Genomic DNA, 23928 nt, shown 5'->3' on the forward strand with positions numbered 1-23928 from the left:
CGACAGGCGGCCGGCTACAAGCCTGTCGGAAATATGGTCATCGATGAGGATATGCGCCAGGCGATGGTGAGGCAAAAGGCGATGGCTGTTTTGCTGAAACGCTTTTTCGACTGCTTGATTGCAGAAGAAAGGGGGCTGAATGTTGCTTGACATAACTATGCAATAAAAACTCGTAAATATTTGCAAGAGTTGTTGGATAAATAATATCTTTGTGAAACGTTAGAGGGGTATTTGCTTTCTAATGTCTTTTTTTACATGGAAAACAGAAGTGATAGCTAATCATTTACATATATTCATACTATGAGAACAAACAGAAGGGACTTCCTGAAAACTCTGGGAGGTATTGCGGCCTTTACTATTGTGCCGCGCCACGTGCTTGGAAAAGGCTTTATTGCTCCGAGCGATCAGTTGACAAAAGGTATTATCGGTACAGGTGGTATGGGACGCGGACATGTGAACTATGCCGGGACACGCCTGGTTGCGGTATGCGACGTCGACAAAAAACATCTCGAATTAGGAAAACAGCTGGTGAAAGATAAGATTGCCGCTTATCACGATTTCCGTGATCTGATTCTCGATCCGAACGTAGATATTGTACATATCGCTACTCCTCCTCACTGGCATGGTATCATGTCGACAGAAGCAGCCAAGGCAGGAAAAGACATCTGGTGTGAGAAACCTATGACACGTACCATCGGCGAAGGTAAACGCGTGATGGAAGCTATAAAGCAGAACGGACGTATGTTCCGCCTCAACACCTGGTTCCGCTTCGCTGACCCGTTCTATGGTCTGGGTACACCCGTTAAGCCGTTGAAGAAGCTCGTACAGAGTGGCATGCTGGGATGGCCGCTGAAGGTGACTATCAGTAAACACACCGGTTTCGACTGGAAGTTCTACTGGGTGGGTAAGGAGTATCTCGAACCGCAGCCTGTTCCTTCCGAACTCGATTACGATATGTGGTTAGGCCCGGCTCCATACAAACCCTACAACGCCCATCGTGTACACGGAACTTTCCGCGGATACTGGGACTATGACGGCGGCGGACTGGGAGATATGGGACAACATTATATCGACCCTGTGCAGTATTTCCTCGGAAAAGACCATACAAGCCCTGTAAAGGTGGAAGTGGATGCTCCGCAGCAACACCCGGATGCAGTAGGGACATGGCGTTCAATTACATATACTTACGAAGACGGTTGCCAGATCGTTCTTTGGGGTGGCGACTTCGGTGATCCGAATACCCCTTATATCTCAGGCCCGAACGGCAATGTTTATAAGAACTTTGTATGCGATATTCCCGACTGGGAAAAGAAACTGGCCGATTATCCGGAGCCGGAACCACAGGTGACCGACTTTATCGAATGCGTCAAAACACGCCAGCCTTTCGCATTGAACGAACAAAACGGTTTCCGTTCGGCTACGATCGTAAATATGGGGGCCGTTGCTCTTCGCCTGAACCGCACGCTGGAGTTTGATCCTGTTAAACTTGAGTTTATTAATGATGAGGCCGCTAATCGTTTGCTGGATCAGCCGATGCGTTCTCCCTGGAACATCTGATAAATTGAAAATTAATAATTGACAATTGGAAATTAGAGGCTAATCTATTAAATGAAAATAAAATGAGAAAAGTATATATATCTATTGCCAGCTTGCTGTTATTCGGCAGCGTACTGATGGCTCAGGCTCCGGCAAACCGTACAGCTAAGACAACTGCGGCCGATGTGCTGGCCCAGATGCCCGCAGAAAAGCAGGCTGAATATAATAAACTGATCAGCGATCTGAAAGGAACCGGTGAAGAGGGAGTTCTGATGCTGGTGAATATGATCAACGCTCCCGGTAAAGGAAGCAATGCCCAGGTAGACTATGCCCTGAGCGGACTGACGCATTATGTGATGGCCAAAGGAGAGGAAAGTGCCCGCCTGGCAACTGCCAACGCTTATCTGAAAGCACTAGAAATGGTGAGCGAACGCGAAACGAAGGCGTTTATTATCCGCCAGCTCCAACTGCTGGGGCAGGATGAATGTATCGACGCCCTGTCTTCTTACCTGAACGAAGAGAGCTTGAGCGGACCGGCTTCCCGTGCACTGGCGTCTATCGGTACCGAAAATGCAGGCAAAGCGTTGAAAGCTGCCCTGATGCGTCGTATGGGAACTCCGAAAACACAGAAAGATATTATTGTTGCTATCGGCGAAGCACAAGTAAAAGACTCGGAAGAACTGCTGAAAGCTCTCCTGGGCTCGGATGACGAAAATATGCAGAAAGCCGTTCTGCACGCGCTGAGTCGTGTCGGTAGCAAGGCTTCCATCAAGGAGATGGCAGATGCCGCTGCTGCTGCGGGTTATACCATGACTAATACGCAAGCTAACGAAGCTTATATCGCTCTGTTGAAGCGTGTAGCCGAACAAGGTGATGTGAAAGAGGTGGAAAAAGCCGCCAACGACTTGCTGAAGAAGGCAACGAAAGCCGGAAAAACGCAAACCCGTGATGCCGCCTTGCAGATCCTCTTGTCGCTGAAGAAGGAAAATAGTACCAAGCTGTTGCTCTCCGCTTTGAAGGATACGGACAAGGCTTACCGCAACGCGGCCCTGAATTATGCTTCAGACTTTGCAAACAAAGACGTATATATCGAAGTGATGAAGGCGATGCAGAAAGCAAAACCGGAAGCGAAGGTGGATATTATCAACTGGATCGGACGCGAAGCGAAATGCCCGTCGAAACATGACGTTATCAAGAACCTCGAACTGCGTTTCGACCTGACTGCCATGCAAGTGCTGCTGGATCAGCTGAAAAGTACCGACTTCGATGTAAGACAGGCCACGGTCTGGACGTTGGTTAAGATCGGAGATAAGCAGGTGATCCCTGTATTGGCCGAACTGCTGGCCAGCAACGACAAGCAGGTAATTTTACTGGGACAGGATGCTTTGGCTGCCTTCAATGGTGATATCGACCAGGCTGTAGCCCGCGTTATACCGTCAGCTACGGATGCCGGTAAAATTGCAGCGGCTGAATTACTGGCTATGCGTAAAGCGACCGCCAACCTTAACAGCGTGCTGGAACTGATCAAGTCAGGCTCTCCGGAGGTAAAGAAGGCTGCTTATACGGCTTTGAAGGATGTGGTTTCGGAAGGCGACCTGGTTAACTTGTGTGGTATGCTGGAAACGGCGGATGCTTCTGCTGTTGCTCCTATACAGCAAGCTGTTATTTCTGCTATATCTTCTATGTCTCCAGCCAAACAACAGGAAACGATTACCCGTCGTATGCTTCAGGCCGGCGACAGCAAGAAGCATTTGTATTATATTGTATTAGCTACAACCGGTCAGCAAGACGCCCTGGCTACCATTGTTGATGGTTTCCATAAAGGAAAAGGCGATGCCCGTGATGCCGCGTTTGAAGCTTTGCTGAATTGGAAAGGTATCGAGGCTGCCGACGAGTTGTTCGCTATTTGTAAAGATGCTTCCTCGTCTGCTTATTTCGACCGTGCCCTGAAAGCTTATATCCAGTTGGTTTCAAATCCGTCCTTTACGGGTGAAAACCGTTTGCTGGGGCTGCGTAAGGCAATGGAAATAGCCAAGACGGATGAACAGAAAATCGCTATTCTGCGACAGATCGAACGGACAGGTACGTTCCTGGGTATGTTGTATGCCGGCGAATTCCTCGACCAGAAACCTGTTCAGCAAGCGGCTGCTAATGCTGTGATGAATATTGCTTTAGGCAATAAGGAATATATGGGTGATAACGTCCGCGAGTTGCTGAACAAGGTTATGCAGGTGCTCGACAATCCGGACGCAGGTTACCAGAAAGAAGCGATAAAGAAACATCTGGGTGAAATGCCGCAGGGAGAAGGTTTCGTGTCTATATTCAACGGAAAAGATTTATCTGGTTGGAAAGGATTGGTTGCAAACCCGATTGCCCGTAGTAAGATGAAACCAGCTCAACTGGCGAAGGAACAGGAAAAGGCCGATCAGGTTATGCGTAACGGTTGGGTCGTGGAAGATGGTGTCCTGATGTTTACAGGCAAAGGTGATAATCTTTGTACCGACAAACAATATGGCGATTTCGAAATGTACGTAGACTGGATGCTCGATCCGGCTGGTCCTGAGGCAGATGCAGGTATCTACCTGCGTGGAACTCCACAGGTACAGATCTGGGATACAGCCCGTGTAAACGTAGGTGCTCAGGTGGGTTCTGGCGGCTTGTACAATAACCAGACGAACGAAAGCAAACCTTCGAAGGTGGCCGACAACAAGCTGGGCGAATGGAACAGCTTCTATATCAAGATGGTTGGCGACCGTGTAACGGTTGTTCTCAACGGGGAGAAGGTAGTGGACGATGTGATCCTCGAAAACTATTGGGATCGTAAACTCCCGATTTTCCCGGTAGAGCAACTGGAATTACAGGCTCACGGCAGCAAGGTTTACTACCGTAATATATATGTAAAGGAACTGGAGCGCAAAGAACCGTTTAAGCTGTCTGCCGAAGAACAGAAGGAAGGCTTCAAGGTATTGTTCGACGGAACCAACATGCATCAGTGGACAGGTAATACCGTGGACTATACGATTGAAGACGGTTGTATCTCCATGATACCGAGCAAGAGCTATGGCGGTAACCTGTATACCAAGGATGAGTTCGGTAACTTCGTTTACCGTTTCGAGTTCCAGTTGACTCCCGGTGCTAACAACGGTGTAGGTATTCGTACTCCTATGGAAGGCGATGCCGCTTACGTTGGTATGGAAATCCAGATTCTTGATTGCGAACATCCTATTTATAAGGATATTACCAAATATCAGCATCATGGTTCCGTTTATGGAATTATCCCGACGAATCCTGACCACCACAAGGCATTCAAGCCGGTTGGCGAATGGAATGAAGAAGAGATTGTGGCTAACGGAGATAATATCCGCGTAACGGTGAATGGCGTGGTTATCCTCGAAGGTAACATCCGTGATGCCGTGAAGAACGGTACTCCCGATGGCAAGGAGCACCCGGGATTGTTCAACAAAAAAGGACATATCGGCTTCCTGGGACATGGCTCTCCGGTGAAGTTCCGTAATATTCGTATTAAGGAATTGAAATAAGATTATATTCTTTTCAGGGAAAGCGGGGACCGATCTTGTCGGTCTCCGCTTTTATTTTTAACAAAAAACTTTGAAATCCCTTGAATATTAAAGTAATTAAAATTTGCGGATCTGGTTTATTATAGCGTATTTTGTGTGTGTTTAAGCGATGTAGTGCAAATGGATATAGAGCAATATCAGTTATTGTTGGACAACGCCCAGGTAGGTTGGTGGGAGGCCGATTTTACCAAAGGGAATTATATATGTTCAGACTTTTTGGTAGGTCTGCTGGAGTTAAGTAACAGAGAAATCCCTATTCCGGATTTTCTAGCCTTGATTCGTGAAGATTATAGGAGCAGGATTGCCAGTGAGTTTGCTTTCTTTAAAGAAATAGGTATCTATGAACAGGTGTTTCCCCTTAAAACCTGTTACGGATTTAAATTCGTCCGTTCGAAAATATGTAAGCGTGAGATCGCTCCTGACGGGAAGATAAGTGTGTTGGGTATCTTGCAGTTACTACCTTATAATGAAGAAGGGGATAAGCTACACGTAAACAATCAGGAAGATAATTTGCTCAGGCATTTGGGAAGCCTCTCGCGTTCGCTGCACTCTTTTATCCAAACGAATGATATGCCTAAATCGATCCACCAAGTTCTTTCGGAGATATTGTATTCGATTGGAGCTAAGGGGCGTGCCAGCATAATGGAGTATGATAACAGCCTGCAGACACTGAGCTGTACTTATGAAGTATGTAGTGAGGGAGTAAACTCTGTCCGCTCGTCTCTACAGGAGATACCTGTGTCGACATTACCCTGGTCTACAAAGAAAATACAAAACTTCTATCCGGTACTGATCAATCATCTGGACGAACTCCCGCCTGAAGCCGCCGAAGAAAAACGTTACCTGCAACTGAGAGGATCGCTTTCGCTTATATTAGTTCCTTTAGTTATCAAGGACAATGCCTGGGGATATATCGGTATTGATATTATGGACCGGAACCGTATCTGGAGTCTCGAAGACTATCAGTGGTTTTCGTCGATCGCCAATATCATCAGCATCATAACGAAAATGGCAAGGATCAACGAGGCACTCGACCGGGGTGAGAAGCTGTTGCGCAATATCTATACCAATATTCCTGTCGGGATAGAGCTTTATGATAAAGATGGTTACCTCGTCGATATAAATAAAAAGGATATTGAGATCTTTGGCCTGAAATCTAAGAAAGATGTGCTGGGTATCAATATCTTTGAGAATCCCGTTGTGCCGGAAGATGTCTTGAATAAGATGCGGAAAAAGAAGGCCGTATCCTTTCGTTTGAGTTATCCGTTCACCAAGGTAACATCCAATAACTACTATCCGACCCATAAACAAGGGGCGATCGACTTGCTTTCGAAAGTATGCATGCTCTATGATAATAAAGGTGAACTGATAAACTATTTATTCATAAATCTCGATAACACTGATAAAACAATTGCCTATAACCGTATAGAGGAGTTTGAATATTTCTTTACGCTGGTAAGCCGCTTTGCCAAAGTTGGGTATGCTAAATATGATTTGTTGACCTGCGATGGTTATGCCATCAGCCAGTGGTATCAAAATCTCGGAGAGAAAGACGGTACGCCTTTGCCTAAGATTGTCGGTGTATATGAAGCAGTACATCCGGATGATCGTAACATCATGTTAGACTTTTTTGAAAAAGTAAAAAAGGGACTGGCTACCAGTATACGACAGGAACTGCGTGTTCGTGCGGAGGATGGCTGGAAATGGATACGTGTAAATATCATGCGTAACCTTCAATCTAACGAGACGGATAAGTTGGAAATTATTTGTGTTAATTACGACATCACGGAACTGAAGGAAACCGAACAACAGAGGGAGAAAGCGGAAGAACTCGACCGTTTGAAGTCTGCCTTCCTGGCAAATATGAGCCATGAGATACGGACGCCTCTGAATGCCATTGTCGGTTTCTCCACCTTGCTGGTTGATACGGAAGACAAGGAGGAACAACAGCAGTTTGTGAGTATCATCCAAAAGAATAATGAGCTTTTACTTCAACTGATCTCGGATATTCTCGACCTGGCAAAGATTGAAGCCAACACGATAGAATTCAAACCTGTGGAGATCAATTTGAAGGAGTTCCTGGAAGAAATAGTCCGCTCGCTGAGTATCAAAGTGGGTGAGGGTGTGACGCTTTGCTGCTCTCCGGATCTGGAGCCTTGTGTTTTCATTTTCGACCATATCCGGTTGAATCAGCTATTTGCCAACTTCATAAATAATGCGATTAAATACACAGAGTGTGGTTCGATTACGCTAGGATACGAAATCCGTCCCGATGAAATAGAGTTTACGGTGACAGATACCGGAGTCGGGATGAAAGAAGAAATTCGTGCGCATGTATTCGATCGTTTCTATAAAGGAAATGATTTCAAACAAGGAACAGGTCTGGGTCTTTCTATTTGCAAAAGTATTGTGGAACAGATGAAGGGAAAGATCGGGGTAAGATCAGAGGTCGGTAAAGGTTCCTGCTTCTGGTTCTGCTTACCCCGTTAGTTCTTATTCTTTTTCTCCGTATGCCAGGTCGCCGGCGTCTCCCAGTCCGGGAATGATATAGGAGTGGTCATCCAGTTCGTCGTCGAGGGCAGCAATCCAGATGGTTGTTTTGTCGTCAGGCATTTTCCTTTGCAGGTATTCGATAGCCTGTTTGCTGGCGATGATAGAGGCCACATGGATATGTGACGGATGTCCCTTTGTTAGTAACGCTTCGTAAGCCAGTTCCATCGAACTACCCGTTGCCAGCATCGGATCGGTTATAATCAGGGTTTTCTCTGTTAATCTCGGGGAAGCGATGTATTCTATATGGATGTCGAAGTTCAGGCGATCCTTATATTTCCGGTAGGCTGATACGAATGCATTTTCCGCATAATCAAGATAACTCAGGAATCCCTGATGATAAGGGAGACCTGCGCGTAGGATGGTGCTGATCACGACCCGGTCGTCAGGCGTATTCATAGGGGCAATTCCAAGTGGAGACTGGATATCTTTTTGACTGTAAGAAAAATCTTTACTGATTTCATAGGCCATAATTTCGCCTATCCGTTCGATGTTTCTGCGGAAACGAAGACTGTCTTTCTGAATATTTACATCCCGTAATTCAGAAACGAATCTATTTAATATGGAGTTTGATTCTCCCAGATTAACTATTTTCATGTGACTATTTTGTATATGCCGGATATTTATTTTTTCGGAGCCGAAATTATATATAATTAGAGCATCATACAAATGTTTGTTGATAAAATCCAGAAGTAGGCACAAAGTTTCGTATTCCGAAACAAGATTGGACATCCGGATTTAAATATTGCGAAAAAAGAAGTGGGGATATGTATTCGGTTGTTTAATTAGAACCGGGCTGCTTAGGTATACTTTAAAATCACCTCTAAATACTAAAATACTATATGTATTTTTGCACAAGTGATATAAATAAGAGAAAAGGAGGTGAAAAAAACTTCCCCCATGCATAAGGCATGAAGGAAGTTATAAAAACAAATCATATTATTTTTTCTCGCCAGTGCCGTTCATAGCCTCCAGCAAGAATTTACCGGGTTTGAACTTTACCGTTGTTCTGGCTGGAATCTGTACCGGAGTACCAGTTTTTGGATTACGAGCCAGGCGACTTGTTTGAGGTCTAGGTATTAATGTACCAAAACCAATAAGAGTAATTTCCTCTTTTTGTGACATTTTTTCGGTTACGATTTCAATGTAAGCATCTAATACTTTTTTTGCTTTCTGTTTCTGTAACCCTGCCTTATCTGCTAAGGCCTCGATAAGTTCTGCTTTGTTCATGAGTGTTTCTTTTTAATGATTATATACATTGCAAATGTAAGCCATACTATCTTTTAAATGGTGTCTTTTTGCAGACAAGAAAAATGGCGGTCATTTCTTATTAAACAATAGCTGTAGGCTTTTGTTACGATTAGAGAAACAAAAAACGTTAATTAGTATCTGTTTGCGGTTATCGAAACAAAAACAAGGCTTTATGCCATTTGGATACACTGGACTGGCTATTTTTTTATGGAAAACATGAGTAGAAACAGTAAAAACAACACACTAATAGTTATGAAAGATGCATTGAATAACGGGCTTATAAAAGCCATGAGGGAACATCTCCCGGAGGAGACAAATTTGGCTAACTATATTATGGATATAATATCTATAGGAAAGGAAGCTGTATATCGTCGGTTGCGTGGAGAAGTTCCGTTTACTTTTTATGAGGTATCATTATTATCCCAGAGCCTGGGTATTTCGTTGGATCAGATTGTCGGGACCAACCGGGCAGAAGGTGCCGTCTTTAATCTGAATGTAGCTGACGGCGTAAGCCATATCGATAATTACCATGATATCATCAAACGCTATCTTAAATTGTTCACTTTCATTAAAGATGATCCGAAGTCGGTGGTCAGTACAGCATGCAACATTATTCCTTACACGCTCTACTCGCCGTTCGAGCGTATAACAAAGTTCCGCCTGTGCAGATGGTTGCATCAGAATAACGGGATGAAGATGACGGGAAGCATGGAAGATATTGTGGTTCCGGAGAAGGTGCTGGAGTCGCAGCGGAAGTTGATGCAGGAGATACGCCAGGTGCCGGTGACGTATACTATTATGGATAACAACCTATTTCAGTCGTTTGTGCGGGAAGTAAAATACTTTGCCGGACTGAATATGCTGTCGGATGACGACATCGAAGTGATGAAGAACGAACTTCACCGCCTGTTGGATGACCTGGAGCACGTAGCATCCTCCGGCGAGTTCTCCAACGGGAAACAATCTTATCTCTATTTGTCGAACATCAATTTTGAAGCGACTTATAGCTTTATTGAGAAAGGCAGTTTCCAGTTGTCGATGTACCGCCTGTATGCGATCAATTATATGGATTCGCAACATCCGGAAATATGCCGTGCGCAGAAAGAGTGGATACAATCTTTGAAACGATATTCCACACTGATTTCACAAAGCGGAGAGATACAACGGATGATTTATTTTACGAAACAAAGAGAGATAGTAGACACATTGTAAAAACAGAAAATATTTATACTATATATATAATGTAGGTATATACTTATAATATATGGTGCTTGGCGTCTCCTTCCGACATGCTGTAACGTCCCTTTTCGGTATAACGTTACATCGGGAGGAGATGTGTAATTTTCGGTTTTGCATTCTGAATTCCCGATTTTATAACTACTTTTGTCCTACAATAAATAAACAGAGAGATTATGAGGATAGAAGAAAATTACTCGTTGGAAAAGCATAACACTTTCCATCTGCCGGTCAAAACGCGTTGGTTTATGGAGTATGCGAATGAAGAGGAGTTGGGACGTATTTTACATGATGAGTATTTCCAGGAGTGTTTGTCGTTACACATAGGAAGTGGAAGTAATCTGTTATTTATAAACGACTTCAACGGGATCATCCTGCACTCGGCCATAAAAGGGATCACCCTGGTGAAGGAAACCGACGATCACGCCTACCTGCGCGTAGGAGCCGCCGAGCAGTGGGACGATGTAGTGGCCTATGCCGTGTCGAAAGGGTGGGGAGGTATCGAGAACCTGTCGCTTATACCCGGGGAGGCCGGTGCTGCCGCTATCCAAAACATTGGCGCTTACGGTGTGGAAATCAAAGACGTGGTCGAAAGCGTGGAGACATACAACCAGCTGACATTCACAAAGCATACCTTTACAAATGCCGAATGCCAGTACGGTTACCGCAACAGCTATTTCAAAAATGAACATAACGATCCACACATTGTTACTTATATAACACTGCGGTTGGATAAACACCCCCGTCTTTCCGTCAACTACGGAAACCTGAAAGAAGAACTGGCTCATTATCCGGAGATCACACCGGCAACTATCCGGGAAGCTGTCATCAAGATCCGTCGGGAGAAACTTCCCGATCCTGAGAAGCTGGGCAATGCCGGCAGTTTCTTTATGAATCCCGTTATTACTGCCGCACAGTTCGAGAAACTGAAGGCGCAGTATTCAGAAATCCCGTCATACGCTGCCGGCGAAGGCAAGGTGAAAGTTCCTGCCGGCTGGCTGATCGAGCAATGCGGGTTTAAAGGTAAGTCGCACGGGTCGGTAGGGGTTTACGAGAAACAGGCGCTTGTCTTGGTCAATCTGGGAGAGGCCAGAGGACACGAGATCGCGCTGGTGGCCGAAAGTATCCGTGCTGCCGTAAAAGATCGTTTCGGCATAGAGATCATGCCGGAGGTTAAATATGTAGGATAATGAAAATTACTTTTTTGGGGACGGGGACTTCAACCGGGGTTCCCGAGATAGGTTGCCAGTGCGAAGTCTGTACGAGTAAAGACCCCCGCGACTGGCGTCTGCGCACTTCAGTGCTGGTGGAGACGGAAGGAAAACGCATTTTGCTGGACTGTGGCCCGGACTTCCGTTGGCAGATGATAACAAATAGGACGTACCATTTGGACGCCGTTTTGATCTCGCATGAGCATTATGACCATGTAGGGGGGCTGGACGATCTACGTCCTTTCTGCCGCGAAAAAGGAGTCGATATTTATGCTGAAGACTCCGTAGCCGAAGCCATCGAGACACGTATCCCTTACGTCTTCCGTAAACATAAGTACCCGGGTGTCCCGAACCTGGAAATGCACCGGATCGGCACTGAGCCTTTCGTGGCTGCCGGGCTGCCGATTGTTTCTATCCGCGTGATGCATGGCAACCTGCCTATCCTGGGGTACCGGATCGGAAATATGGCCTATCTGACCGATCTGAAATCACTTCCGGAAGAGGAATATGCCAAGTTGGAAGGGTTGGATGTCCTGATTATCGCTGCGTTGCGGCGGGGAGAACATCCCACGCACGAAAGCTTGGAGCAGGCTTTGGCCAACGTCGAGCGTATCCGGCCGAAAGAAACCTACTTGATCCATATGAGTCACCGGATCGGACTACATGCCGAAATAGAAAAAGAATTACCTCCGCATGTGCATTTTGCGTATGATGGGCTGGTGATTTGAGGCGACTGTTAGAAAGTGCATCCCGTATAAAACACTTTTCCGTCCTCCTCATAACTCTGGCTGGAAATATGGAGTTGGGGGAAACGCTGTTCGAGTCGTAGCGAGAGCGTGTCGGCGACGGTGCGGTAGAGCGTGTCGGCCGGGGCGAGATAAGGCAGGCTGCTGAAATAACAGATGTTGCCTTCGCTTTCGAACAGGTCGGCTCCTAGCCATTTGTCGCTTATCTTCCAAAGGGTAGAGTCGCCCGTTCTGACGTAGAGGTTGAGTTTCTCGGACTGTATCATGAGGTTGAGCGGTGCGTTTTTGTCGAGGGTCTTGCGCAATTTAACCTGCGCTTTCTGCAAATAGTTCTTCTGATTTCTTTGTATGTCGGCCACCTCTTCGAGCAGTTTTTTGCTGTAACTGGCCACCCAGATGCCGTTGTACTGATAATATCCAAAAAAGCGATTGTCGGTATCCGGAAAATAAATGAACGTAATCTCCCCTTTAGTCTGTTTCTGGGGCGCAAATGAGGCAAAGGAGCTGCTCAGTATTTTGCTCTCGATGTGACTTGCTGTATGTTTGTCAGCTTTGGCATACATCACCACTCCCTGCGTGTGAAATGATAGTTGCAGGGCGGGAAGCTCTTTGTTCTTCCTGATGATAGACAGGAATATCTCCGGAATCTCCGATGCGAAGGCTTGATATACAGGCTTCTTGGATAGTATCATGTTGGCAAAGACAGCCGGGCGGTTCACGGTCAGGATGGCTTCGGGCGACGGAGCGGTCAGGGTATAGAGATCCGTTTGCTCCATGTTTATACCCTCTTTCATGTCACCGAAAAAGTAATAGACTGCCGACAGTGTAGCGAGAGCAGTTAGAATAAAAATTACTATTTCCCGCCTATGATCTTTCATGTTTTACGTTTTTGTCGTCAGGAAATGCTTGCACCAGGGCTTGAGGCCGCATTCTTCGCACTTGGGTTTCCGGGCAATGCAGGTGTAACGTCCGTGAAGGATGAGCCAGTGGTGGGCGATCGGGATCATTTTCTCGGGTATATGTTTCACCAGTTCGCGTTCTGTTTCGAGCGGAGTCTTACTGTTGTTGGTCAGTCCGATGCGGTTGGCTACACGAAACACGTGGGTGTCTACCGCCATGGCCGGCTTGTTGTAGACCACAGAGGCGATCACATTGGCTGTTTTGCGTCCCACACCCGGCAGTTTCTGCAATTCGTCGATATCGGACGGCACCACGCCGCTAAAATCGGAGATCAGCATCCGGGCCATTCCGACCAGGTGTTTCGCTTTGTTGTTGGGGTAGGAGACGCTGCGGATATATTCAAAGATGACTTCGGGCGTGGAGGCTGCCATTACTTCGGCAGTCGGGAAGTCTTCGAACAGGGCCGGGGTGATCATGTTTACACGCTTGTCTGTGCATTGTGCAGACAGGATTACGGCAATAAGTAACTGATAGGGGTTGTCGTAATGCAACTCCGTTTCCGCCACTGGCACGTTTTCGTTGAACCAGTTGAGCACGCCTTTATATCGTTCCTCTTTTCTCATCTTTATTATTTCACGAAAGATAATACATTTTTTCCGGCCAGCAAACCTAAAAAGACGGCAATAAGTCCTAATACATTGCTTGCCAGTATATTTATGAACGCAAGTTTATAATCGCCGGTTTTCATCAGCGACACTGTATCGAGTGCAAACGAAGAAAAAGTAGTAAATCCACCGAAAAGTCCGGTAAACAGGAACGCCCGTGTGTTGACGGAGAAGTCGTAATTTTCGGCCAGGCTCCAGCAAAATCCGATCAGGAAAGAACCTATTACGTTGACGGAAAGAATTCCGAAGGGAAAGGAGTATTGCAACGAACGCTGCACCCACATGGTTACTCCATAGCGTAGTACAGTTCCGATTGCACCTCCTGTAATTAAAATTAAAACCTTTATCATATATCCTCCTTTGTGTGTTTCCCCCGGGCTGGTTAAAGGCCCGGGGAAGATGGTAAATGATTTAGGTTTTCAATTTAATTGGCTGATTCGAATTGTTTCAGGAAACGGACATCGTTTTCAGAGAACATTCGAAGGTCTTTAACTTGGTATTTCAGGTTTGTGATACGTTCGATACCCATTCCCAGGGCGTAGCCGGTATAAACTTTGCTGTCGATACCGCAGCTTTCCAATACATTCGGGTCTACCATACCGCAGCCCAGGATTTCCACCCAGCCGGTATGTTTACAGAATGCACATCCTTTACCGCCGCAGAGGTTGCAGGAAATATCCATTTCCGCAGAAGGTTCCGTGAACGGGAAGTAGGAAGGGCGCAGACGTATTTTCGTTTCCGGTCCGAACATTTCTTTTGCAAAGAAAAGCAAGGCTTGTTTCAGGTCGGCGAATGAAACATTCTTGTCGACATACAGCGCTTCTACCTGATGGAAGAAACAGTGTGCGCGGTAAGAGATCGCTTCATTACGGTACACACGTCCCGGGCAGATGATACGGATCGGAGGTTGCTGTGTCTCCATTACGCGGGTCTGGACGGATGAAGTGTGGGTACGAAGTAAAACGTCCGGGTTATGTTGTATGAAGAATGTGTCCTGCATATCACGTGCAGGATGGTCTTCCGCAAAATTCAATGAAGAGAATACATGCCAGTCGTCTTCGATTTCGGGGCCTTCTGCGATGCTAAAACCCAGACGTCCGAAGATGTCGCATATTTCCTTTTTAACAAGAGAAAGCGGGTGGCGTGTTCCTAGTTCAACGGGATAAGCGGTACGGGTCAGGTCGATGTCATCGCTGCCTGTCTGTACGTTATCGAAACCCTCTTTCAGTTCGTTAATCTTATTCTGAGTAGTTTCCTTCAGTTGGTTAAGGAACTGTCCTACTTCACGTTTCTGATCGGCCGCCACGTTGCGGAAATCGTTCATCAGCGCGGAGATTTCTCCCTTTTTGCTGAGGTATTTGATGCGTAAAGCTTCCAGCTCTTCGGCATTTGCTGCCTTCATGTTCTCTACTTCTTGTAGCAGAGCCTTGATTTTATTGATCATTTCTAATCATATTTGTTTTCGACGGGCAAATTTACTCCTTTCTTTTGGATACTGCAACCCATCCTGGCAGGTTTTTTCTTAAAAACACTGTCTGTGCCAAGTTCTTTCTTAGAAATTGTAAGCCAGTCCCACCCCGAGTATCTCTTTGAACTGCACTTTTGCGCCATGCTTGGTGCCGTTGTCATCGAAGGTTTTCACGTCATTGTCGTATTTGAGCGTCGTATTGAGGGTGGCAGAGAGGAAGTTGTTGATCTTCATGCTGATGAGCATATCCCAGTTAACGTCGATGTTGCCGAACTGGTTGCTGTAGGGAGTGAAGAAGTCGGCCGTCGTGATGAGGCTTACGTTTTCCATCACCGGCATTTCGGCACGGGCTTTGAGATAAGCACCGCATTCGATCTTGAAGCGGTCGCCTGGGTCGACACCGAAGGTTCCGATCTCCGACAGGTAGTCGTCCTCCACAAAAGTCATTTTGGCCGAAACGGGGGAGAGGTAGACCGAATAGTTGCTCTTCGGACGGTATTCCATACCCAGCGAGACGTTGGAGTAGGCCGGGGCGAAGAAGTTGGAGATATAGTGCTCTTTGTCCGGGTAATTGTAACCTTTGGCGAACTGTGTGTTGAGGTCGCCCATCAGGGTGTAGAACCAGACATTGTTAGTCGAGTAGCCCAGCTGGGTGGAAAGTCCGATCTTGTCTGTACTCTTGCGCATGCCTTGCGACTTGGTTTTCGTCAACCCGTAGTCGAGCACGAGGTTGGTCACCCAGAGCCAGTTGCCGCTTTTATGTGTCAGCGAACCGTTGAGGTAAGCATTTCCGGCAACGGAGTTCTCGCCGCCGGCCGACCAGTTGGTCATCGCTGTTTGCGACAGATTGAGGCCTGATACGCCTTTCAACACATATTTTCCTTCCTCATAGCCTTTGTCATCGGTCTGTGCATATGCAATCGTTGCCAGTGCGGCAAATAATATCATGAATAATGTACGTTTCATCCTATCGTTTATTTTAGTTGTTTTAAATAGAGGGTTCCCTATTATTTAAACATGTTTGGTTTTATTTTGTTTAAACGTACATTTGTTTTGATTTCATTTAGCTCAACAAAACCATGAGCAGCGGCATATAGTCTTTGAGCTCGACTCGGAGGATCTTGAGTGCTTGTGAGATGCGGTAGGCCACGGTTTTGGGTGAAACGCCCGTCCGCTCTGCGATCTCGTTGTAGGTCAGGTTGTCGAAACGGTTCATTTCGAACGCTCTTCTATAATCTTCCGGGAGCTCCCGGATCGCCTTGGCTGCCAAGGCGATCAATTCGTTCTCTATGTAAAAATCAGGATCTTCAAACTGGTTTTCGAATTTGGCGAACAACTTTTCATGCACCCGTTGCTTGATCTGGTTGTGGGTGATGTTATTCAGGCATTTGTTTTTCACCATCATAAAGAGCAACGACTTAAGCGACAGTTCGGGAACTAGCGAGGCACGGTTTTCCCACAGCCACATCATTACTTCCTGTACGATTTCTTCTATTTCAGTTTCGGCTACATATTGGGAAGCGAAGGCGCATAGCCCCCGGTAATATTGTTTGTAGATCGTGTCGAAGGCGTTTTCATCCCCCTTTTTTAACAGATGTAAGGTTTGTTCATTTTCCGTAATCACAATAGTTAGTTTTTTTGTTCCCTACAAACATAGACAATTATTTCCTTTTTAAACAGGCAAAGCCCGGAATTTTTTTCTCTTTCCGGGCTTTGAAATTAAATTGAATAACTATTTCTTGGCTTTCTTTCCCTGGTTGGCGACGGCTTCCATCAGCTTTTTGATTTCTTCGGGGTCACCCAGGAAATAATCTTTTACGAGGTTCCCGTTATCGTCGAATTCGAGCACGTAGGGCACTGCGGTGGGGAGGTTCAGGTGAACGATGTCTTCGTCGGGGATATCGCGTACATATTTAATAATACCCCGCAGGCTGTTACCGTGAGCGGTTACCAGGATCTGGTCGGCTGTTGCGAGCGAAGGAAAGATTACCTCTTTCCAGTAGGGTAGGATGCGTTCGACAGTATCCTTGAGCGACTCCGTACGTGGTAGCTCGTCGTCGGGTACATTCCTGTAACGGATTTCGAAGCGCGGGTTGCGAGGATCGTCCTCTCTGAGGGCATGCGGGGCCACATCGTAGCTTCTGCGCCAGATGTGTACCTGTTCGTCGCCATACTTCTCCGCTGTCTCGCTCTTGTTGAGTCCTTGCGGGTCGCCGTAATGCTTCTCGTTGAGTCGCCAACTTTTTTCAACCGGTATCCAGTCCTGGTCCATCCGGTCGAGTACATTATTTAAAGTCTTTACAGCACGTTTAAGATAAGAGGTGTAGGCCTTGTCGAAAACGAATCCCTCTTTTCGCAGCAGGTCGCCTGCTTTGCGGGCTTCTTCTATACCTTTTTCGGTGAGATCGACGTCGGTCCAGCCGGTAAAACGATTCTCCTTGTTCCAGGTGCTTTCGCCGTGGCGGAGTAAAACAATCTTTTTCATAAACTTTTTTATTAGTGATAACTCTCTGTCTTATAGGATAACAACCGGGGTGGCGGAAAAGATTTTGAATTATTTCTAAAAATAATTGCATTTCTGTTTAGTAGGTTTGTTCGCTGGATTGTATTAATATTAGAAGCAGAAGAATATGGAAACGATAAATGAAGACATATTATTACAGTACATCGACGGTTCGTTGACCGCAAGCGAGACCACGGCTGTGGAAGAGTGGCTGGCTGCTTCTCCCGCGAACGAGAAGTTGTTGGAACAACTTTACTTCACCCGCGAAGTAGTGAACCGGGTACGCGTAATGCAATCAGTTGATCCCGAACAGTCGTTACGCCGTTTCAAAGCACAGGTACATGAGTTAGATAAGAAGGTACGCCTTCGCCGGATGGTTTGGTTTGCGCAGCGAATTGCTGCGGTTCTGTTTGTTCCGTTATTAGTTTTAGCTGCATTTTTCTGGATGCAGGGAGGTAAAAAGGAGGTGCGCATGGTTGAAGTGCGCACCAATCCGGGCGTCGTTTCGATGTTTAATCTGCCAGACGGTTCACGCGTTTGGCTGAGTTCAGCCAGCCAGTTGAAGTACCCGTCAGACTTCGAAGCCGACACTCGTGAGGTAGAACTTGAAGGACAAGGCTATTTCGAAGTGGCGCACGACGCCAGTCATCCCTTTATCGTACATGCCGGACAGGAATATGCTGTCGAAGTACTCGGAACAACCTTCAACGTCGCAGCCTATGCCGACGACGATCGGATCGAGACAACGCTGGTGGAAGGCTCTGTCAACGTACATGTCAGGACAGGCAGCGGACAGGAACTTTCCCGCCGCATAAAACCGCAGGAAAAGGCCACCTTCACCAAAACGACGAAGGAACTCGAAGTTGAAACCGTGAATACCGACCACGAAACGGCCTGGAAAGAAGGCGAACTGATCTTCCGTAATCATCCGATGTCGCAGGTGTTGAAGGTGCTAAGCCGTCACTACCACGTCAGGTTCGAGGTGAAAGATTCGCTGGTATTGAAGTCGATCATTACAGCCAGGTTTAAAGATGAACAACTGCCCCAGGTGATGGAATACCTCCGTCTGGCCTCGGGTATCCAATATACTATCCAAAAAGTACCTGTTAATTCTACTCAAACGCAAGACGTCCCGATAATAGAAATATCAAAATAAAAACATAGTATTAATTGTTAAATAATCTGATTGCCTATGGAATATACTTAGGAATTTCAACCGACGTGTGCTGTTTCGAACGACAGCGTTATATATCTATTGTTTAATTCATTAAAAACACAAAGTTATGATAACCTTATTCATAAATACTTTGTAACCCTAAATAAGAATGATATGAGATACTCTTTATTAAAGAATTGCTCAGGATTAAGAAAATTACTGGGTATTTTCATCGCACTGGTAGCATGTGGTTACCTGAGCGCACAGCAAGTTTCCGGCGTAGTGACGGATGCAAATGATGGTTTCGGACTTCCGGGTGTAAGTGTTTTGGTACCCGGTACAACTAACGGCACGATCACCGACGTGGATGGCAACTATACACTCGATGTGGATGGTGGAAAAGAACTGCAATTCAGTTATATAGGATATGCTACGGTTACGATAGCCATCAACGGTAAGACTAAAGTCGACGTAGAATTAAGTGAAGATACACAGAAAATAGACGAGGTCGTGGTTACCGCTTTGGGTATCAAGCGCGAAAAGAAAGCGTTGGGATATTCCATGCAGGAACTGAAAGGGGAGTCGCTTACCCAGACACGTGATGCGAACGTAGCTAACGCCCTGGCTGGTAAAGTGGCCGGTTTGCAGATCAAACAGAACGGTACTGGTGTGGGTGGTTCTACCCGTATCGTGATCCGTGGTAACAACTCTATTGCCGGTAACAATCAGCCGTTAGTGGTAGTCGACGGTGTGCCTATCGACAACTTCAGCGGAGGTACCGACGACTTTTATGGTAACGGTAACGTGGATAAAGGTTCCGGTATGTCGGATATCTCGCCTGACGATATCGAAAGTATGTCTGTACTGAAGGGGCCGGCCGCAGCCGCTCTGTATGGTAGCCGTGCCGGTAACGGTGTTGTGATGATCACAACTAAGAAAGGTACCCAGTCGAAAGGTGTAGGCGTGAACTACAATCTGAACTTCACAGCCGAGAACCCGATGCAGACCCCAACTTTTCAGAATGTATACGGACAGGGTGCTGCCGGCACTTTCGATAACAATGTATATGGTAGCTGGGGGCCGAAGATGGATGGGGCTACAAGGGAAATGGCACTTGGTTCGTTCGGTTACGCTGCCCGTGACAACAATTTGTATAAAGACTTTCTCCGTACCGGTACTTCCTGGACGAACAGTGTCGATATCAGCAAGAGCTCCGAAGATATAACCTTCCGTGCCGGTGTGACACGTCTCGACAATAAAGGCGTAGTTCCCAACAGTGGCCTTGACCGTACCTCTATCAATTTGCGTTCGACCGTCAAATTGGCTAAATGGTTATCTGCCGACATGAAGGTAAACTATATCAACCAACATACCAACAATCGTATTAAGCTGGCTACCGACCCGGACAACATCTTCCTGAATTACCTGGGCATGCCGCGTAGTGTGGGCTTCTCCGATTATTCTGGTTATGAGGCCAACAACTGGAAACGTGCCGATGGTAGTGCTGCCGGTTTCGTAGTGGATCACAAGACAAATGCTGAAAGCCCTTTTTGGTCGGCCTACCGCATGACAAACAACGATAAAAAAGACCGTCTGATCGGTTTCGCCGCTTTGGATTTTACGTTTACAGATTGGTTGAGCCTGAAACTGCGCTCGGGCATGGATAACTATACCGTTCAGTATGAATGGGTTCGCGGAACAGGCACACCATACTGGGAAACCAACGGTAGTATGCAGGCTAAATCCGAAAAATTCAACGAGATCAACTCCGACTTCCTGTTGAGTGCCAAAGGTAACTGGGATCGTTTCGGCATCGTGGGTACAGTAGGTGGCAATATCATGTATCGCTCTACTGCTCTTTATACCGAAAATTCCGGCGAATTTATTATTCCCGATTTCCATGCCATCGCAAACGGTAAGACACATGGTGGCGAGTATGAAAAGACACGCAAACAGATCAATTCAATCTACGCAACAGCTTCTATGTCGTGGGACGATTATCTGTATCTGGATCTGACAGCACGTAACGACTGGTCGTCTACCTTACCTAAAGACAACGCTTCCTACTTCTATCCGTCAGTGGGTGCCAGCTGGATCTTTACTCAGATGATAAATAAGATGGGTGGTAGCACAGGTTTCCTCAGCTTCGGTAAGCTGCGTGCATCATGGGCACAGGTTGGTAACGATACCGATCCGTATATGTTGCGTGACTATTATAAGATCGGCTACGATATCAAGGGTGGTATCTTCAGTGCCAATAACGAGGATTGGATGGCTAATCCCAACCTGAAAAACGAAACGATCAACTCCTGGGAATTAGGTCTTGAACTGAAAGGTTTCAACAATCGCGTAGGTATCGACCTGGCTTACTACAAGAAAAATTCAAAGGATCAGATCCTTAAGATCGATGTTCCCTCTGCAACTGGCTTTAAGAAGAAGATGATCAACGCTGGTAATATCGAGAATAAGGGTATTGAGATCGCTCTTAACGCCACTCCGGTGATCACCGAAACAGGCTTTACCTGGGACACTCAGCTGAACTGGTCGAAGAACAAGAACAAAGTGGTTTCACTGACCAGCGATACAAAAGAGCAGATCCTGAGTGACGCATCCGTTACTTTCCTGAAAATCGTGGCTCATGAAGGCGGTGCTTTCGGTGACATTTACGGATATGCTTACGAGCGTGACGATAATGGCAAAATAATGATCGGTGCCGAAGGTGTGCCTTTGCGTTCGGAAGATATGGTGAAACTGGGTAACAACCAGCCGGACTGGATGCTGGGATGGAACAACTCTTTCTCTTATAAGAACTTCTCTTTGAACTTTATGATCGATATGCGTAAGGGAGGCGATGTATACATGGGATCTATCCGTCAGGGTAGTTTGAACGGTTCGTTGGAAATGACGCTCGACGGTCGTGAAGACGGTCTGGTAATTCCTGGTGTGCTGGCTGACGGTTCTCAGAATACACAGAAGGTAAGTGCTGAAAAGTACTGGAACGGTATCTCCGGTATTACCGAAGCATGGATGTATGATGCAACCAACATCCGCCTGCGCGAACTGAGCCTGGGGTATAGCCTGCCGAAGTCAATGCTTTCAAAGACTCCGTTCACAGGATTAAAGCTGAGTTTCGTGGCCCGTAACCTGTTTATGATCTACAGTAAGACCAAAGGGTTCGACCCGGAAGCTGCTTATACATCAGGAAATGCACAGGGTATCGAATACGGTTCTATGCCAACCATGCGTAGCTTAGGTTTCAATCTGAATGTGGCTTTCTAAAATCTACTAATCTAAAAAAGAATTGTTATGAAAAATGTTAAGATATTAGCTGCTTGTTCACTTCTTTTGCTGGGTGTGTCCAGTTGTGATCTGACGGGGTTGAACGAGAACCCTAACAAGCCGACCAACGATGTCGATTATAATATGAACGAGCCGCGTCTGCTCGGAACCGTTCGTGGAGGTAAAATCATAGACGGTGATGTTGAACAGCGTTTGAAAGCCTTACAGGTAGACCTGTATTCGCAGATGGTGGTCGACGGAGGCGGTTGGTCAACAGCCAACTATGTTCAGAACGATGGGTGGAACCTGGTTATCTGGGAACAATACCTCAAACAGCTCGCTTCCCTCAACATTGTGATCCGTGACCTCTCAGCCCGTGAAGATGCCGATAGTTACGCAAATACGATTGCCTTCGCACGTATCTGGCGTGTATATGTACATTCGATGGCTTCTGACCTGTTCGGTCCTATGCCTTTCCCAAAACCATCCGATGACCCCGAGGCCAACCCTCCCTACCGTGAGATGGAGGATATCTATACAGAGTATTTCGCCGAACTCGACGAAGCACCGAAGATGTTCACTTCCGCAGCGAAGAGTATTTTTACGGACAAGAGCAATGATATCGTCTACCAGTGCGACAACGACGCCTGGAAACGCTTCGCTAATTCACTTCGCTTGCGCCTGGCTCTCCGCGTTTCCGAAGTGGTTCCCGATGTTTGTAAGGCCCAGGCCCAGGCTGCGATTAATGCCGATGGCGGCCTGATCAGCAGTTCTCGCCAGAATGCTTACATGCCTCCGAAGGCCGACGGCTCATGGGGACAGGATTACAACTACGTGATGTTCCAGATCACCTGGGGCGGTCCGTTGAGCATGTCGAAATCGTTTGAGAAACTAGTTACCAACATTGGTGGCGTTGCATGGCCTGCGGGCGTTGAGAACACAACTCCTACGTTGACCGGCGATCCGGCGATTCCGGTATCTTCCGTTCATCCCGCAATGGTTGACCCACGTGCTCCGAAAATCTTCCAGCCTTCTATCACAGGCGGTAATTGGCAAGGCCTGCCGTATGGTGCCCGTGTGGAAGAACAGAACAAGGGCGAATATGTGGTGAAGAACTATGCCGAGCTGGGTTACCTGGTGAAAGACGGTTCCAAATACAACTCACGCCCCTATGATGTATTTCTTTACGAAGAAGTATGCTTCCTGAAAGCTGAACTGTATGCCCGTGGCATTCTGTCGGGTGACGCCAAACACGAATACGAAGAAGGTGTAAGGTCATCTTTCGAGAAATGGGGTGTAGGCAGTGAAGCTGATGCATACCTGGCTTCCACAGAAAAGAATCTGGCCGGAACAAGCGCCAAGTATGACGATCAGGCCGGAGCAGGCAACACTGCCCTTGAAAAGATCATTACCCAGAAGTATATTGCCGGTACTCCCGATTTGAGTTGGGAAGGTTGGAGCGACAAACGCCGGCTGAATCTGCCGCGCTTGGATGTAGCTATCTACCGCGATGAAACAGTTTTCGGAGGTTATTCAAAGGATATCAAAGATCCGAAGAACTTCATCAAACGTATCAAATATCCGGTAAAGGAAAGCCTGGTGAATAAGGATGAATATCAGAGAGGTGTCCAAATGTTGGGCGGTAAGGATAACGTTGCAGCCAACCTATGGTGGGACAAAAATGTAAACTACTGTACATCTGCTGAATAAACGCTGTTGTATACGTATTGAAACTATTTCAACATAATTAATATTAAACTCACCTGGAGTGCTCTTTCTGTGAAGAAGGAGCCTTCAGATGAGTTTTTTTATGGGCTAAAGTTGTATTTGTGTAATAATTGTGTACATT

At 46.5% G+C, this 23928-nt stretch carries 18 protein-coding genes; 9 read left to right on the forward strand and 9 right to left on the reverse strand.

Annotation, left to right across the window (positions count from 1 at the left end; genetic code table 11):
- Positions 1-300 precede the first annotated feature (300 nt).
- The 3 genes from QZ076_RS11575 (at position 301) to QZ076_RS11585 (ending at position 7604) form a co-directional block, all read left to right on the forward strand.
- Positions 301-1557 (forward strand): Gfo/Idh/MocA family oxidoreductase, encoded by a 1257-nt coding sequence (locus QZ076_RS11575; RefSeq protein ID WP_293713469.1) that lies wholly within the window; start codon positions 301-303, stop codon positions 1555-1557.
- 62 nt (positions 1558-1619) lie between these two features.
- Positions 1620-5075: a family 16 glycoside hydrolase gene (locus tag QZ076_RS11580; protein WP_293713470.1), complete on the forward strand. Its 3456-nt coding sequence runs from the start codon at positions 1620-1622 to the stop codon at positions 5073-5075.
- A 159-nt stretch (positions 5076-5234) separates the two neighbouring features.
- The gene (locus QZ076_RS11585; protein WP_293713471.1) at positions 5235-7604 is read left to right on the forward strand and encodes an ATP-binding protein; all 2370 of its coding nucleotides are present in this window, start codon (positions 5235-5237) and stop codon (positions 7602-7604) included.
- Between the two features lie 3 nt (positions 7605-7607).
- Here QZ076_RS11585 and upp read toward each other — a convergent pair whose 3' ends face one another.
- Both upp and QZ076_RS11595 read right to left on the reverse strand, forming a co-directional pair.
- Positions 7608-8261 (reverse strand): uracil phosphoribosyltransferase, encoded by a 654-nt coding sequence (gene upp / locus QZ076_RS11590; RefSeq protein WP_293713472.1) that lies wholly within the window; start codon positions 8259-8261, stop codon positions 7608-7610.
- A 342-nt stretch (positions 8262-8603) separates the two neighbouring features.
- Positions 8604-8894 carry an HU family DNA-binding protein gene (locus QZ076_RS11595; RefSeq protein ID WP_007652950.1) on the reverse strand — a complete coding sequence of 97 codons (291 nt, stop codon included), beginning with the start codon at positions 8892-8894 and terminating at the stop codon, positions 8604-8606.
- A 273-nt stretch (positions 8895-9167) separates the two neighbouring features.
- Between QZ076_RS11595 and QZ076_RS11600 the strand changes: the two genes are divergently transcribed.
- The 3 genes from QZ076_RS11600 (at position 9168) to QZ076_RS11610 (ending at position 12090) form a co-directional block, all read left to right on the forward strand.
- On the forward strand, positions 9168-10127 hold the full coding sequence (locus QZ076_RS11600; protein ID WP_293713473.1) for a hypothetical protein: 960 nt from the start codon (positions 9168-9170) through the stop codon (positions 10125-10127).
- A gap of 200 nt (positions 10128-10327) precedes the next feature.
- A complete protein-coding gene (gene murB, locus QZ076_RS11605; RefSeq protein WP_293713474.1) occupies positions 10328-11341 on the forward strand; it encodes a UDP-N-acetylmuramate dehydrogenase in 1014 nt (337 codons plus the stop codon).
- Complete coding sequence (locus tag QZ076_RS11610; RefSeq protein ID WP_293713475.1) at positions 11341-12090, forward strand: MBL fold metallo-hydrolase; 750 nt, start codon at positions 11341-11343, stop codon at positions 12088-12090. The genes murB and QZ076_RS11610 overlap by 1 nt, the downstream gene beginning before the upstream one ends.
- Positions 12091-12098: 8 nt before the next feature.
- Here QZ076_RS11610 and QZ076_RS11615 read toward each other — a convergent pair whose 3' ends face one another.
- The 7 genes from QZ076_RS11615 to gpmA form a co-directional block, all read right to left on the reverse strand.
- On the reverse strand, positions 12099-12986 hold the full coding sequence (locus tag QZ076_RS11615) for a hypothetical protein (RefSeq protein ID WP_293713476.1): 888 nt from the start codon (positions 12984-12986) through the stop codon (positions 12099-12101).
- A gap of 3 nt (positions 12987-12989) precedes the next feature.
- Positions 12990-13631 carry an endonuclease III gene (gene nth, locus QZ076_RS11620; protein WP_293713477.1) on the reverse strand — a complete coding sequence of 214 codons (642 nt, stop codon included), beginning with the start codon at positions 13629-13631 and terminating at the stop codon, positions 12990-12992.
- A gap of 5 nt (positions 13632-13636) precedes the next feature.
- Positions 13637-14023, reverse strand: a complete 387-nt coding sequence (gene crcB / locus QZ076_RS11625) for a fluoride efflux transporter CrcB (RefSeq protein WP_293713478.1) — start codon at positions 14021-14023, stop codon at positions 13637-13639.
- Positions 14024-14097: 74 nt separating this feature from the next.
- On the reverse strand, positions 14098-15117 hold the full coding sequence (gene pheS / locus QZ076_RS11630) for a phenylalanine--tRNA ligase subunit alpha (RefSeq protein WP_293713479.1): 1020 nt from the start codon (positions 15115-15117) through the stop codon (positions 14098-14100).
- 108 nt (positions 15118-15225) lie between these two features.
- A complete protein-coding gene (locus tag QZ076_RS11635; RefSeq protein WP_293713480.1) occupies positions 15226-16107 on the reverse strand; it encodes a DUF3078 domain-containing protein in 882 nt (293 codons plus the stop codon).
- Positions 16108-16204: 97 nt separating this feature from the next.
- Entirely contained in the window at positions 16205-16762 is a 558-nt protein-coding gene (locus QZ076_RS11640) for an RNA polymerase sigma-70 factor (RefSeq protein WP_293713517.1), read from the reverse strand.
- A gap of 111 nt (positions 16763-16873) precedes the next feature.
- Positions 16874-17626, reverse strand: coding sequence for a 2,3-diphosphoglycerate-dependent phosphoglycerate mutase (gpmA, locus tag QZ076_RS11645; protein ID WP_293713481.1), 753 nt, complete (start codon positions 17624-17626; stop codon positions 16874-16876).
- A 145-nt stretch (positions 17627-17771) separates the two neighbouring features.
- Here gpmA and QZ076_RS11650 point away from each other — a divergent pair, with 145 nt between their 5' ends.
- The 3 genes from QZ076_RS11650 (at position 17772) to QZ076_RS11660 (ending at position 23789) form a co-directional block, all read left to right on the forward strand.
- Positions 17772-18800, forward strand: coding sequence for a FecR family protein (locus QZ076_RS11650; RefSeq protein ID WP_293713482.1), 1029 nt, complete (start codon positions 17772-17774; stop codon positions 18798-18800).
- Between the two features lie 174 nt (positions 18801-18974).
- Positions 18975-22079: a SusC/RagA family TonB-linked outer membrane protein gene (locus QZ076_RS11655; RefSeq protein WP_293713483.1), complete on the forward strand. Its 3105-nt coding sequence runs from the start codon at positions 18975-18977 to the stop codon at positions 22077-22079.
- A 27-nt stretch (positions 22080-22106) separates the two neighbouring features.
- Positions 22107-23789, forward strand: coding sequence for a SusD/RagB family nutrient-binding outer membrane lipoprotein (locus QZ076_RS11660; protein ID WP_293713484.1), 1683 nt, complete (start codon positions 22107-22109; stop codon positions 23787-23789).
- The last annotated feature ends 139 nt before the right edge of the window (positions 23790-23928 follow it).

It is taken from the genome of uncultured Parabacteroides sp., assembly GCF_905196875.1.
Classification (GTDB): domain Bacteria; phylum Bacteroidota; class Bacteroidia; order Bacteroidales; family Tannerellaceae; genus Parabacteroides.

Coding starts and splice junctions, on each gene's coding strand:
- QZ076_RS11580 (WP_293713470.1), top strand. CDS start 1,620: ATGAGAAAAGTATATATATCTATTGCCAGCTTGCTGTTATTCGGCAGC.
- QZ076_RS11635 (WP_293713480.1), bottom strand. CDS start 16,107: ATGAAACGTACATTATTCATGATATTATTTGCCGCACTGGCAACGATT.
- QZ076_RS11660 (WP_293713484.1), top strand. CDS start 22,107: ATGAAAAATGTTAAGATATTAGCTGCTTGTTCACTTCTTTTGCTGGGT.
- upp (WP_293713472.1), bottom strand. CDS start 8,261: ATGAAAATAGTTAATCTGGGAGAATCAAACTCCATATTAAATAGATTC.
- QZ076_RS11575 (WP_293713469.1), top strand. CDS start 301: ATGAGAACAAACAGAAGGGACTTCCTGAAAACTCTGGGAGGTATTGCG.
- QZ076_RS11615 (WP_293713476.1), bottom strand. CDS start 12,986: ATGAAAGATCATAGGCGGGAAATAGTAATTTTTATTCTAACTGCTCTC.
- QZ076_RS11600 (WP_293713473.1), top strand. CDS start 9,168: ATGAAAGATGCATTGAATAACGGGCTTATAAAAGCCATGAGGGAACAT.
- QZ076_RS11610 (WP_293713475.1), top strand. CDS start 11,341: ATGAAAATTACTTTTTTGGGGACGGGGACTTCAACCGGGGTTCCCGAG.
- QZ076_RS11595 (WP_007652950.1), bottom strand. CDS start 8,894: ATGAACAAAGCAGAACTTATCGAGGCCTTAGCAGATAAGGCAGGGTTA.
- gpmA (WP_293713481.1), bottom strand. CDS start 17,626: ATGAAAAAGATTGTTTTACTCCGCCACGGCGAAAGCACCTGGAACAAG.
- nth (WP_293713477.1), bottom strand. CDS start 13,631: ATGAGAAAAGAGGAACGATATAAAGGCGTGCTCAACTGGTTCAACGAA.
- QZ076_RS11650 (WP_293713482.1), top strand. CDS start 17,772: ATGGAAACGATAAATGAAGACATATTATTACAGTACATCGACGGTTCG.
- QZ076_RS11585 (WP_293713471.1), top strand. CDS start 5,235: ATGGATATAGAGCAATATCAGTTATTGTTGGACAACGCCCAGGTAGGT.
- crcB (WP_293713478.1), bottom strand. CDS start 14,023: ATGATAAAGGTTTTAATTTTAATTACAGGAGGTGCAATCGGAACTGTA.
- pheS (WP_293713479.1), bottom strand. CDS start 15,117: ATGATCAATAAAATCAAGGCTCTGCTACAAGAAGTAGAGAACATGAAG.
- murB (WP_293713474.1), top strand. CDS start 10,328: ATGAGGATAGAAGAAAATTACTCGTTGGAAAAGCATAACACTTTCCAT.
- QZ076_RS11655 (WP_293713483.1), top strand. CDS start 18,975: ATGAGATACTCTTTATTAAAGAATTGCTCAGGATTAAGAAAATTACTG.